This is a genomic window from uncultured Clostridium sp., assembly GCF_963515715.1.
GTDB lineage: Bacteria > Bacillota > Clostridia > Clostridiales > Clostridiaceae > Clostridium_AW.
The window spans coordinates 57,718-70,008 of record NZ_CAUPZS010000007.1 but is presented as its reverse complement, the minus strand read 5'-3'; the positions used below and the strand labels follow the sequence as shown (position 1 = coordinate 70,008).

The window sequence follows — 12,291 nt, the reverse complement described above, 5'->3', positions numbered from 1 at the left end:
TCTTCAATATTTTTGATTATCAAACTCTTCTTTAATCTTATTTAGCTTATCCTTTTGTACCAATAGAACTAATCCTGTTAATGCTAAGGCCTTTGCTCCTAATATTAGTCCCTTATCCCCTTCTTTGGATATAGCCGCTTCACAAAATTCTTTAGTATGAGATACTAATGTGCTTTCACCAATTCTTATATAAGGATGTATTGTGGGTACTACATGGCTTACATTCCCAGCATCTGTGGAGCCTATCCCCTTTACTATATCAGTCCTTATTTCCTCTCCTAAATACCTTACATTATCAATGAATATATCATCTAATGCTCCATTTTTTATTAAGTTGTCTACCGGATTTTGAAATGGAATTATATTTAACTTTGCTCCAGTAGCAAATGATGCTCCCTTCGCTATGTCTTTTACTCTATTTGTTACCTCGTCGCATCTTTTTCTTGTTGAAGCACGTATATAAAATCTAGCTTTAGCATATTCTGGTACTATATTAGGCATGTCACCTCCATGGGTAATTATTCCATGTATTCTCACATCACTAGTAACATGCTGCCTTAAGGCATTAATGCCATTAAACAACTGGATAATAGCATCTAACGCGTTTATACCCTTTTCTGGACAAGAAGCTGCATGAGCTGGTTTACCTATAAACTCAAAATCTAAAGGGTCTACAGCTAATGAAGTACTAGTTGAAGAAGTTTCATTGGATGGGTGTATCATCATACAAACATCTATACCATTAAAAAGGTTTTCTCTTACAAAACTTGCCTTAGCACTGCCATTCTCTCCTCCCTCTTCTGCTGGAGTTCCGAAAACTACAACTTCACCTCCTGCTTCATCTAAAACCTTACTTAGAGATATGGCTGCGGCTACACTTGCTGCTCCAATAATATTATGCCCACAAGCATGCCCTAAACCTGGCAACGCATCGTATTCTGCAAGGTATCCTATAACGGGTCCATTTTCATACCTACTTTTCTTTCTAGCAATAAAAGCAGTAGCATGTCCTGCTATATTTTTTTCTACATGAAATCCCTCTTTTTCTAGCTTAGATGTTAAAGTCTCTAAGGCAAATACTTCTTCGTTTCCTATTTCAGGTTTTTCATGAATACTATGACTGATTTTTATATACTCTTCTTTATTTTTTTCTACCTCCTCTATTATTACACTTCTTAATTCTTTTAAACTCATTAAAATATCCCCCTTGTTAAAAAAATTATAAAAAATAAAACCTCTTCTTAAAAGATAAGAAGAGGCAAATATATACCCTACTTGTTCTTATCTTTCAAGAAAATTTCTTGTTGGATTTGGCACAGTATTCTAATTAAAGAACCCGCTGCCGAGGTTTCATAGGGCCAATCCCTCCACCTCTCTGGATAAGAATTTCAATATTTATTTATAAAAAATACTACCCTCTTTTGTTAAAAATGTCAACAGCATTTTTTAAAATTTTATCTATTGACATACAATAAAATACTGATATAATTAAAATCAATAATTTAATACGAAAATGACCTTATCAAGAGAAACTGAGGGACTGGCCCTATGAAGTTTCAGCAACCAACATATTAATATGTACGGTGCTAAATCCAGCAGAACTAAGTTCTGAAAGATGAGGAAGGATTAGTGCAATTGTGAGTCCTTTCTAGGGCCTTTTTTTATTGCTAATGGGCATCCTCTTCTTTCAGAAAAGAAGGGGATTTTTTATTTATAAAAAATAAGGAGGTATGTACTTTGATATTAATACAAAATGTAAAAAAATCTTATTTAAGTAATAATAATACTGTTGATGCTCTTAAAAATGTAACTTTGAAAATAGATAAAGGTGATGTTTTCGGGATTATAGGGTATAGCGGTGCAGGAAAAAGCACACTGTTAAGGTGTATAAATTTATTGGAGAAACCAAACCATGGGAAGATTACAATAAACAATCAGGAGTTAACTTCATTAGATGAAAAAAGCTTACGAAAATGCAGAAAGAAAATTGGAATGATATTTCAACATTTTAATCTTATGAGCAATAGAAACGTATTTAAAAATATTTCTTATCCACTTAAAGGAAGCGGACTAATCAAAAGTCAATTAGAAGAGAAAGTGATTAACCTACTAAAGCTAGTTGGGCTTGAGGATAAATTAAAAGCTTACCCCTCTCAATTAAGCGGGGGAGAAAAACAAAGAGTTGCCATTGCAAGAGCTTTGGCTAGTGACCCAGAAGTTCTTCTTTGTGATGAAGCTACTTCTGCTTTAGATCCTCAAAATACAAAATCCATACTAAGCCTTCTGAGGGATATAAATAAAAAACTAAATCTTACAATAGTGATTATAACCCATCAAATGGAGGTAGTTAAAGAGGTCTGTAATAAGGTGGCAATAATGGAAGGAGGTGAGGTTTTAGAGGTTGGAAACACTTTAAATGTATTTACATCTCCTAAAAATCCTACAACTAAAGAGTTTGTAGCTAGTATATTCAAATATGAAAATGTATTGGAATCTTATAATAGTTTAAATAATGAAATCATAGCCAAAATCTCTTATATAGGGGAAACGTCTGGTCAAGCTTTAATATCTAAAATATCCATTGACTTTAATATTTATATAAATATTTTATATGGAAATATTGAAAATATTCAAGGTGTTCCTGTTGGAAATTTAATTGTAACCTTTAACGGTGATGAAGAAAAAATATTAGAAGCTATAAATTATTTAAACAAAAATAATGTAAATGTAGGGGTGATAAATCATGATACAAACTATAATAAATCTAATTCCCAATGTGATAGAACTGTTTCCTGATATGATAAAAGCTCTAGGAGAAACAGTATATATGGTAACTGTAGCTGGCTTAATATCATCTTTTATAGGTATTCCCCTAGGAGTGGTATTAGTTGTAACTAATAAAGGAAACATTTTAGAAAATAAGTTTATTCACAGTTTTTCCTCTAAAATAGTGAATACATTTCGCTCTATCCCTTTCGTGATTTTACTAACAGCTATTATACCTGTTACTAGATTGATTGTAGGCACTACCATAGGAACTAAAGGGGCAATTGTTCCCTTGGTTTTTGGTACTACTCCCTTTGTTAGTAGACAAGTAGAATCAGCTTTATTAAAAATAGATCCTGGTGTTATAGAAGCAGCAAAAGCCATGGGTTCAAGTCCTTTTGAGATAATCTTAAGGGTGCTTTTACCAGAAAGTCTACCTGGCATTGTATATGCACTAACTATAACAATAATAAGCTTGATTGGTTTTTCTGCAGTTGCAGGAACTGTTGGAGGAGGAGGGTTAGGCGATTTTGCAATAAGATACGGCTACCAATATTTTAAAACCGACATAATGGTGGTAACAATATTATTACTTTTATTAATAGTAAACTCCATTCAGAGTTTAGGAGAACTTATATCAAAAAAATTAAGTCATTAGGAGGAATATATTATGAAAATCAAAAAAATTGCATTATGCATTTTATCTTTATTATTAATTTTTACATCATTAATAGGTTGTTCGAAAAACACCTCTTCAAAAGGTGACGATAAGACAGTTATTAAATTAGGTATTACTGGAGAGGATCGTGGAGTCTGGAAAAATATCAAAGAACGATTAGCAAAAGAAAATATTGACCTACAAATTATCTCTTTCTCAGATTATAATAGACCAAATTTAGCTCTTTCTGACGGTGAAATAGATGCTAATGCATTTCAAACTATAGCCTTCTTTGATAAATTCAAGTCTGACCACAATTTAGACTTGGTATCAATTGGCTATACTGTTTTAGCACCTATGGGGATATATTCAGAAAAATTAAAGAATCTTGATGAATTAAAAAATAATAGTAAGATAGCTATACCAAACGATGCATCAAATGGTGGAAGAGCATTAATACTACTGCAAAGTGCTGGTTTTATCAAGTTAAGAGATGAAGTAGGTATAACTCCAACGGTTAAAGATATTATAGAGAACCCTAAGAATTTGGATATTGTTGAATTAGCGGCTACACAAATTCCTCGTTCTATGAAAGATGTAGATATAGCTGTTATAAATAATGGTGTAGCAGTGGATGCTGGCTATTCCCCTGTAAAAGATTCTATTCTTATAGAAGATACAAAAGATCCTTCTACAAAAAATTATTTTAACATAATAGCTGTTAACGCTAAAGATAAGGATAATGTTGCACTAAAAAAGTTAATTCAAACATACCAAACAGAGGAAACTAAAAAATTAATAGACGACCTTTACAAAGGATCATCTATTCCCGCATTCTAAATAAAAATTGCGAAGCAAATTTATTTAACCTAAAATTGCTTCGCTTTTTCTATTTTATCATTAATTGTTCCTTCATCATATCTAAACTCATGGATCCTTGAATTCCACTGTAAACATATCCTTCTTCGTCTATAAAAAATGAAGTTGGAAAAGCAGAAATTCCATATTGAAGAGATATTTCTTGGTTAGTATCTAATAGTACTGGAAAAGTATATTTATTTTTTTCTATGAAACTCTTAACTTTATCTTTGCTTTCACCAACATTTACCGCTAAAATTACTATATCTTTGTCCTTTGTTTCTTCATAAAGTGTTTGCATATGTGGCATCTCTATCTTACAAGGACCACACCAACTGGCCCAAAAATTTAAAAAAACCTTTTTTCCTTTAAATTCACTTAAACTTATTTCTTTTCCATCTATATCTTGAAGTTTAAAATCTATAGCTTCAACTTTTTTTGGTTCTTTATCTTCTGACTTGTCTTTTGTCTCTACCTCACTTTCTACCCTAACATCATTAGCTTGAGAATTTTTTTTACTGTTATAATTAACTACAACAACAGATGCTAAAATTAATAATGCTAAAATAGATATCATCAATGGTTTTCTTTTCATTAACTCACCCCTAACTAAATAAGTTATTTAATAAATACGTCTTATCCATAAAAGTTAAAAGTCCAAGCATGATTAATAATACTCCGCTTATTATTGAAATTAAATTAAAATATTTATATATTTTTTTTATATATTTTGAAATAGCTTCAATTAAAAAGGCTGAAAGTAAAAATGGTATTCCTAAACCTGCCGAATATGCAATTAAAAGTAGTACTCCTTTGCTTAAAGTTTCTAAATTACCTGCGTAAATTAATATAGATGTTAAAACCGGTCCTATACATGGAGTCCATCCTATTGCAAAAGCCATTCCTAAAAAAATAGAGCTGATTCCCGATTTATTAAAATTTAATAATCTTTTCTCCCTATATAACGGCTTTATTTTTATTATTCCTGTAGTATGTACGCCAAAAACTATTATTATTATTCCTCCAACTTTTTTTAGTATAAATCTATTTTCTTCAAATAATTTTCCCAGAGTAGTAATCGAAAGGCCCATTATCATAAATATTATAGAAAATCCTAAAATAAATCCTATGGATTTATATATAACAGTTATTCTTTGTTTGTTATTTACTTCTTCAAGTGTTGTTCCTGCTAAATAGGATAAATACATAGGAATTAATGGAAGCACACAAGGAGATAAAAATGATAATACCCCTGATGCAAAGGCTAATAATATAGATATATTATCCATTTTAAGTTCCTCCAAATTAAATATTTTGAATTTAATGATAGCATATTTTTGTGAAGGTTTTATGAATATTATAAAAGCCTAATATGTATTTATATTACAAATTTGATAATTATATTCACATTTTCAGGAAATATTGAATACCTTATTATTGTAACAAAAATATGAGGTGAAAAAATGCAGTATTATTATAATCAATGGATGAATCCAATGAAGGATTGCAAACACATGGGTGATAAATATATATTTCCCAGAAACGTGCAGTTTGCCAGGGCCTATGTGCCTATTCAACCCTATGTAGGCACGTTCCCATTAGACGAAGCTTTAAGAAAAGGAACTTTGTTTACAAATTTATATTTTCCTTATCCCGTTAAATCATGTGAGTCTAGGGGGAGGGACTATAATGGATAAATGTAATACAAAATCTGATCGTAGTCAATTGCTAAGAAAAATCCGTGAGTTAGAATTTGCCGCTGTAGAGTTAAATTTATTTTTAGATAATAATCCTCATAACCAACGCGCTTTGGACCATTATAATTGTATTACAGCAGATTTGGTGAAATTAAAGCGAAGATTTGAAATAGAATTTAGTCCATTGACTAATTTTGGAAATGCGCAAAGTAAATGTCCTTGGGGATGGGTAGAAGAACCTTGGCCATGGGAAATAGGGGAATAGGAGGATAATTGTATGTGGGTTTATGAAAAGAAACTACAACATGAAGTAAAAATAAAGTGCAAAGACTTGAAAATGGCTAAATTTCTTGTTACTCAATATGGGGGACCGGATGGTGAATTGAGTGCAGCTATTAGGTATTTAAATCAGAGATATACAATGCCAACTGGGAAATCTAAGGCATTATTGACTGACATTGGTACTGAAGAATTAGCTCATGTGGAAATAATTTGTTCAATGATTTATCAATTAACCAAAGATGCCACTCCTGAAGAATTAGAAGCAGCAGGGCTTGGAGGCCATTACGCTCAACATGATCATGCCTTATTCCCAACTGATGCTAACGGAGTACCATGGACTGCAAGCTATATCGGAACCTTAGGTGACCCTGTAACAGATCTTCATGAAGATATGGCTGCGGAACAGAAAGCTCGTTCTACTTATGAACATTTAATTGATTTAACTGATGATCCTGATATAATCGATGTGTTAAAGTTCTTGTGGGCAAGGGAAATAGTTCATTATCAAAGATTTGGCGAAGCATTGAGAGATGTATATGATGATATTGATAGCAAAAAGATCTTTTTAATGAAAAAATAGTTTATAATATGATTTAAATATATAATACACCTGGGATTTTAGTGACAATTTCTCAGGTGTATTAACATTTTTTAATTAATAAGTTATATTTAGATTATAATATTTGGAGGTGTTTATATAATGTATATTGGCTACTATAAATCCCCTATAGGCATAATTGAAGTTGGTTGTGATGAAGAAAATATCTTAAAATTAGACTTTGTAGATAATAGAGTAAAATTAGAAAAAAAGAATGATTTATTAGCATTATGTTTAGAAGAATTAGATGAATATTTCCTGGGAAGAAGAAAAACTTTTTCTATTACTTGTGCTCTTAATGGAACAGAATTTCAAAAATCTGTATGGACTGCTCTTACAAAGATACCTTATGGTCATACCTGTACATATAAAGATATAGCTATAAATATTGGAAATCCCAAGGCTGTTAGGGCTGTTGGCGGCGCAAATAATAAGAATAAAATTTCAATAATATTACCTTGCCATAGGGTAATTGGCTCCAATGGTAATTTAGTTGGCTACGGTGGAGAATTGTGGAGAAAAGAATGGCTTTTAGAACATGAAAAAAAATATTTATAACTTTAAAAATTAAGAGTTAAGAATAAATGTTCTTCTTAACTCTTAACTCTTAACTCATTATTATACTGCATTTATAATATTTAATCTCTCCATAAAAGCCTCTGGCTTTTCTAGTTCAGAAAAACCATTATATTTATAAAATCCTTGGGCGTCTTTAGTAGCTAACATAAGTCTTTCAATATCTTTAATTTCAGGGTGCGAAATAACGCAATCTATTAGCCATTTCCCAAGACCTTTACTTCTGTAATCTTCATCAATAAATACGTCTCTTATATAACCAAAGGTTGTATAATCAGTAACCACTCTGGCAAATCCTATTTGCTTGTCTATGTGATATAAACTAAAACAAAGAGAACTTTTTATAAATTTTTTAATTATTTCTTTATTCCTTTTTTCTGCCCAATAAGACTTAGCTAATAATTCATCCACTACATCAATATTTACTTTTTCTGGATCTGTAGTTATTAAGAATTCTCCTAATTCATAAATTTTATTCATGGTTTTTCCTCCTATTAAAATTCTCTTTTTAAAATTCTCTTTATTGATTTTTCAATTTTGCATAATGATTATATATTAAATAAAGATATTTTCATATATGTTTTTTATAAATTTTACCCTTTATTAATGATGAATTTATCTACAAAATTAGACTAAATATCCTCTTGACATAATCATCATAAAATATTATAATGTTTAGATATAGAAATATAGTTAAATACTATGAAGAGAAGAGTAAATATAGGAGGTAACTATAGCGAGTTGGTGATAGTGAAAGACTGACGTGAAACCTTTATTGAAGAACATCTCTGAGTTTCTAACCGAAATCAATATAATTTGAGAGTAGGCTTAGAGGTATCCAAAGCCTTATTTTTGGTAAGTATGTATTATTACGTACTGATTTTGAGTAGGCCTTTTAGGCAAAATGGGTGGTACCGCGAAATTAAGTCTTTCGTCCCTTTGTGGATGAAAGGCTTTTATTTTTATATAATAATTTAGATTTAATATAATACAAATATAGGAGGATTTATAATGGAAAAGGTATCTGTTAAGCAACTTTTTAGAAACACTGAAGAATTTACAGGTAAAGAAGTGTCAGTTTCTGGCTGGGTAAGAACAGAAAGAATGTCAAAAGCTTTTGGATTTATAGAATTAAATGATGGTAGCTTTTTTAAAAATATACAGGTGGTATTTAATGATGAATTAAGTAACTTTGAGGAAATTTCTAAGCTATCTATAAGTTCATCTATAATTGTTGAGGGAAAAGTAGTTGAAGCTCCTAATGCTAAACAACCTTTTGAAATACATGCAACGAATATAATTATAGAAGGGTTATCAGATTCCGATTATCCACTTCAAAAGAAAAGACACAGTTTAGAGTTTTTAAGAAGTATAGCTCATTTAAGACCAAGAAGTAATACTTTTTCAGCTGTTTTTAGAGTTCGTTCATTAGCTGCCTATGCTACACATAAATTCTTCCAAGAAAGAGGATTTGTTTATGTTCATAGTCCAATTATCACTGGTAGCGACTGTGAAGGTGCAGGAGAAATGTTTAGACTTACAACTCTAGATTTAAATAATGTTCCAAAGGATGAGGAAGGTAAAGTAGATTTTTCCCACGACTTCTTTGGAAAAGATACAAACTTAACAGTAAGTGGCCAGTTATCTGCTGAGGCTTATGCTCTTTCCTTTAAAAATGTTTATACTTTTGGTCCTACTTTTAGAGCGGAAAATTCAAATACTGCAAGACATGCTGCTGAATTTTGGATGATAGAACCTGAAATGGCTTTTGCTGATTTAATAGATTATATGGATGTAGCAGAAGATATGGTAAAATATATAATAAGCTATGTTATGGAAAATGCTCCTGAAGAAATGGAGTTTTTCAATAGCTTTATAGATAAAGGTTTATTTGACAGATTAAACAATGTAATAAATTCTGAATTTGCTAGAATAACCTACACTGAAGCCGTAGAGCTTTTAAAGAAATCAGGAGAAAAATTCCAATATCCTGTAGAATGGGGAATAGATTTACAAACTGAGCACGAAAGATATATCACAGAAAAAATATTTAAAAAACCAGTATTTGTAACTGACTATCCTAAAGACATTAAGGCCTTCTACATGAGATTAAATGATGATAATAAAACTGTTGCCGCGGCTGACTTATTAGTGCCAGGAGTTGGAGAAATAATAGGTGGAAGCCAAAGAGAAGAAAGATTAGATGTTCTTGAAAAAAGAATGGAAGAAATGAACTTAAAGAAAGAAGACTATTGGTGGTATTTAGAATTAAGAAAATATGGAACTACAAAACATGCGGGTTATGGCTTAGGCTTTGAAAGAATACTTATGTACATGACTGGAGTGTCAAATATAAGGGACGTTATTCCTTTCCCTAGAACAACTGGTTCTGCAGAATTCTAAAATACTTAGATAAAAACACCTAATTATAGGTGTTTTTATCTTTTTTTAAACTTCTTTTTAAACTTTTTTTAAATTTTCTTAAATTTATTTTAACTTTTTTAAATGTAACCGATTGCGTGGTCTTTTAATTTTCTAAAACTTTGATACAATATAAATGTATTAAAAAGTATATGGAAAGGCGGATTTTATCTTATGGATTTTAAAAATCTTTTTGTTTTGCAAAAGAAGTTAGACCATCATATAGAAACTAAACATACTTTAGATGGTAAAACTCTCTTTTCTAATAAAATTTTAGCCCTACAGGTAGAAATTGCGGAGTTAGCAAATGAAACTCGATGTTTTAAATATTGGTGTAATAAAGGGCCATCTGAAAAAGCAAAAATATTAGAAGAATATGTTGATTGCTTGCATTTTATTTTAACTTTAGGATTAGATAAAAACTACGATGAGGAAAATTTTTATATTCATAAGGAAAATTTAAAAGATAATTTAACAGATCAATTTTTAAATCTATACATAGATATAAATGATTTTGTGGTTTGCCCTTCTAAAGATCATTATCAGACTCTATTCGAAGATTTTCTATGTCTTGGTTTAAGCTTATCTTTTACAGAGGAAGATATAGAAAAAGCTTATCTATTAAAAAATAACATAAATCATACGAGACAATTAAATGGGTATTAATAATATAATAAATAACCACCTCTCTGGATAAAATAATTCAGAGAGGTGGTTGTTTTATGTTAGGAATAATTCTTTCAATAGTAGCAGGAGTATGCATGAGCTTTCAAGGTGTTTTTAATACTAGATTAGGTGACAAAATTGGTCTATGGGAAACAAACTTAGTAGTTCAGGGTATCGGATTTGTTCTTACTTTACTGCTTGTATTTATTATTGGAAATGGAAATATTAAAAATGTAAAAGATGTAAATAAAATATATCTACTAGGTGGAGTTCTTGGAGTTATAATTATTTATACAGTGATGAGAGGTATTAAAAGTCTTGGCCCTACCTATTCAATTTCTACGATTTTAGTAGCCCAATTAACAGCTGCTGCGATTATAGATGCATTTGGTTTATTTGGATCAGAACAAATGAAATTTGGTATGACTAAGATAATAGGCGTAATAGTTATGGTAATAGGCATAATAATATTTAAATGGAAAAGGTAATTTTGGGAACATTTATAACTTATTAGTATTATAATATATAATGGAATAATTTTTAGGGGTGGGCTATGTTTTGGTTCAAAAGTAGATTAAATGATGATTTAAAAAAGATTGTAAGAAGTAACTCTTATAAAAATATAAGAGTACTTATACACTGCAAAACTCTACAGGGAAAAATAGAACATAAAATTAAGAGTTTAGGAGGTAAAGTAATAAGAATAATACCTTCTCTAAATTGTATATCTGCCAACATTTCCCCAAAAGTTATAGATAGATTGATGGAGTACCCATATATTAAATATATAACCTTTGATCCTCACGCCTTTTTATGTGGTGAAAGTATTTTATCTGCAAATGGTGTAGTATGGGGAGAAAAATATCGTCTTACAGGGAAAGGTATATGCGTTGGCATAATTGATAGCGGAACATATCCTCATTCTGATTTATTAAATCCAAATAATAAAATTGTACAATTTGTAGATTTAATTAATAGCTATAAATATCCTTACGATGACAATGGTCATGGAACTGCTATAAGTGGAATAATATGTGGTAACGGTAATCTTTCAAAGGGTGTATATAGAGGTATTGCTGAAAATAGTCGTCTATATTCTATAAAAGCTTTTAATAATTTAGGAAAAGGGTATGTTTCTGATATACTATATGCTATTCATAAGCTTATAGAAGACAGTGCTGAATTTAATATAAAGGTCATATGCTTACCCTTTGAAATTACTGAAAATGATGATTTTATACTTTCTCTTTTTTCAAAAATATTTAAGTTAGCTGTTGAAAAAAATATAATTATTGTAGTTCCATCAGGTCATAATGGTAATGACGAATGTTCTATGAGGGGTATAGCAATTCTAGAAAATTGTATTACCGTTGGGGGATTAGATACTACTTCGCCGATTATAAAGTCCTATACTAATTCCTCTGCCGGCCCATCAAATAAAATAGAAAAACCTGATCTTTCTGCTGCTTGTGTAAGTATATGTACTTTAAATTCAAACACAAATTTTCTTTCAGAGAGAAATGGAATAAAAATTTATCCACAACCTTTGGAGAATCCTTACACATTTTACACAGGCACTTCCTGTGCTGCTGCATATGTTGCTGGTATTTGTTCACTGCTATTTGAGAATAATCAAGACTTAACTTTTAATGATGTATTATCTTTATTTAAGGTATCTTGCAATTTATTAGATATTCCTAAAGCAATTCAAGGAAGAGGTAAAGTAGATTTAATTAAGCTACTACCATAAGCTCCATCAGATTACTTTT

General features: G+C 30.5%; 15 protein-coding genes, 2 riboswitches and 1 other annotated feature. Of the genes, 11 read left to right on the top strand and 4 right to left on the bottom strand.

Annotation, left to right across the window (positions count from 1 at the left end):
* Nucleotides 1–3 precede the first annotated feature (3 nt).
* Nucleotides 4–1,194, bottom strand: a complete 1,191-nt coding sequence (locus RYO54_RS07430) for a M20 family metallopeptidase (RefSeq protein ID WP_315117151.1) — start codon at nucleotides 1,192–1,194, stop codon at nucleotides 4–6.
* An 84-nt stretch (nucleotides 1,195–1,278) separates the two neighbouring features.
* A riboswitch (SAM riboswitch) is annotated at nucleotides 1,279–1,386 on the bottom strand.
* 130 nt (nucleotides 1,387–1,516) lie between these two features.
* Nucleotides 1,517–1,622, top strand: a riboswitch (SAM riboswitch).
* Nucleotides 1,623–1,737: 115 nt separating this feature from the next.
* Between RYO54_RS07430 and RYO54_RS07425 the strand changes: the two genes are divergently transcribed.
* The 3 genes from RYO54_RS07425 to RYO54_RS07415 are packed head-to-tail and all read left to right on the top strand — an operon-like array spanning nucleotide 1,738 to nucleotide 4,264.
* Nucleotides 1,738–2,796: an ATP-binding cassette domain-containing protein gene (locus tag RYO54_RS07425; protein WP_315117150.1), complete on the top strand. Its 1,059-nt coding sequence runs from the start codon at nucleotides 1,738–1,740 to the stop codon at nucleotides 2,794–2,796.
* The gene (locus tag RYO54_RS07420) at nucleotides 2,744–3,424 is read left to right on the top strand and encodes a methionine ABC transporter permease (protein WP_315117148.1); all 681 of its coding nucleotides are present in this window, start codon (nucleotides 2,744–2,746) and stop codon (nucleotides 3,422–3,424) included. The genes RYO54_RS07425 and RYO54_RS07420 overlap by 53 nt, the downstream gene beginning before the upstream one ends.
* A 12-nt stretch (nucleotides 3,425–3,436) precedes the next feature.
* Nucleotides 3,437–4,264 (top strand): MetQ/NlpA family ABC transporter substrate-binding protein, encoded by an 828-nt coding sequence (locus tag RYO54_RS07415; protein ID WP_315117147.1) that lies wholly within the window; start codon nucleotides 3,437–3,439, stop codon nucleotides 4,262–4,264.
* 49 nt (nucleotides 4,265–4,313) lie between these two features.
* On the opposite strand, the gene RYO54_RS07410 is transcribed toward RYO54_RS07415, so the two are convergent.
* Together RYO54_RS07410 and RYO54_RS07405 are read right to left on the bottom strand one after the other, a co-directional pair.
* The gene (locus tag RYO54_RS07410) at nucleotides 4,314–4,877 is read right to left on the bottom strand and encodes a redoxin domain-containing protein (RefSeq protein ID WP_315117145.1); all 564 of its coding nucleotides are present in this window, start codon (nucleotides 4,875–4,877) and stop codon (nucleotides 4,314–4,316) included.
* Nucleotides 4,878–4,887: 10 nt separating this feature from the next.
* Nucleotides 4,888–5,571, bottom strand: coding sequence for a cytochrome c biogenesis protein CcdA (locus RYO54_RS07405; protein WP_315117143.1), 684 nt, complete (start codon nucleotides 5,569–5,571; stop codon nucleotides 4,888–4,890).
* Nucleotides 5,572–5,745: 174 nt separating this feature from the next.
* On the opposite strand from RYO54_RS07405, the gene RYO54_RS07400 reads away from it, so the two are divergent.
* The 4 genes from RYO54_RS07400 (at nucleotide 5,746) to RYO54_RS07385 (ending at nucleotide 7,417) form a co-directional block, all read left to right on the top strand.
* A complete protein-coding gene (locus tag RYO54_RS07400; RefSeq protein WP_315117141.1) occupies nucleotides 5,746–5,979 on the top strand; it encodes a spore coat associated protein CotJA in 234 nt (77 codons plus the stop codon).
* Nucleotides 5,969–6,244, top strand: coding sequence for a spore coat protein CotJB (locus RYO54_RS07395; protein ID WP_399549198.1), 276 nt, complete (start codon nucleotides 5,969–5,971; stop codon nucleotides 6,242–6,244). Before RYO54_RS07400 ends, RYO54_RS07395 begins: the two co-directional genes overlap by 11 nt.
* A 12-nt stretch (nucleotides 6,245–6,256) precedes the next feature.
* Nucleotides 6,257–6,841 carry a manganese catalase family protein gene (locus RYO54_RS07390; RefSeq protein ID WP_315117137.1) on the top strand — a complete coding sequence of 195 codons (585 nt, stop codon included), beginning with the start codon at nucleotides 6,257–6,259 and terminating at the stop codon, nucleotides 6,839–6,841.
* Between the two features lie 120 nt (nucleotides 6,842–6,961).
* Nucleotides 6,962–7,417 carry a methylated-DNA--[protein]-cysteine S-methyltransferase gene (locus tag RYO54_RS07385; protein ID WP_315117133.1) on the top strand — a complete coding sequence of 152 codons (456 nt, stop codon included), beginning with the start codon at nucleotides 6,962–6,964 and terminating at the stop codon, nucleotides 7,415–7,417.
* Nucleotides 7,418–7,477: 60 nt separating this feature from the next.
* Here RYO54_RS07385 and RYO54_RS07380 read toward each other — a convergent pair whose 3' ends face one another.
* Complete coding sequence (locus tag RYO54_RS07380; protein ID WP_315117131.1) at nucleotides 7,478–7,915, bottom strand: GNAT family N-acetyltransferase; 438 nt, start codon at nucleotides 7,913–7,915, stop codon at nucleotides 7,478–7,480.
* 213 nt (nucleotides 7,916–8,128) lie between these two features.
* Nucleotides 8,129–8,377 (top strand) — a binding site (T-box leader).
* A 69-nt stretch (nucleotides 8,378–8,446) separates the two neighbouring features.
* Here RYO54_RS07380 and asnS point away from each other — a divergent pair.
* From asnS to RYO54_RS07360, 4 genes are all read left to right on the top strand, one after another.
* On the top strand, nucleotides 8,447–9,838 hold the full coding sequence (gene asnS / locus RYO54_RS07375; protein WP_315117129.1) for an asparagine--tRNA ligase: 1,392 nt from the start codon (nucleotides 8,447–8,449) through the stop codon (nucleotides 9,836–9,838).
* A gap of 192 nt (nucleotides 9,839–10,030) precedes the next feature.
* Entirely contained in the window at nucleotides 10,031–10,522 is a 492-nt protein-coding gene (locus RYO54_RS07370; RefSeq protein WP_315117128.1) for a dUTP diphosphatase, read from the top strand.
* A gap of 56 nt (nucleotides 10,523–10,578) precedes the next feature.
* Complete coding sequence (locus RYO54_RS07365; RefSeq protein ID WP_315117127.1) at nucleotides 10,579–11,010, top strand: DMT family transporter; 432 nt, start codon at nucleotides 10,579–10,581, stop codon at nucleotides 11,008–11,010.
* Between the two features lie 65 nt (nucleotides 11,011–11,075).
* Entirely contained in the window at nucleotides 11,076–12,272 is a 1,197-nt protein-coding gene (locus RYO54_RS07360; RefSeq protein ID WP_315117126.1) for a S8 family serine peptidase, read from the top strand.
* The last annotated feature ends 19 nt before the right edge of the window (nucleotides 12,273–12,291 follow it).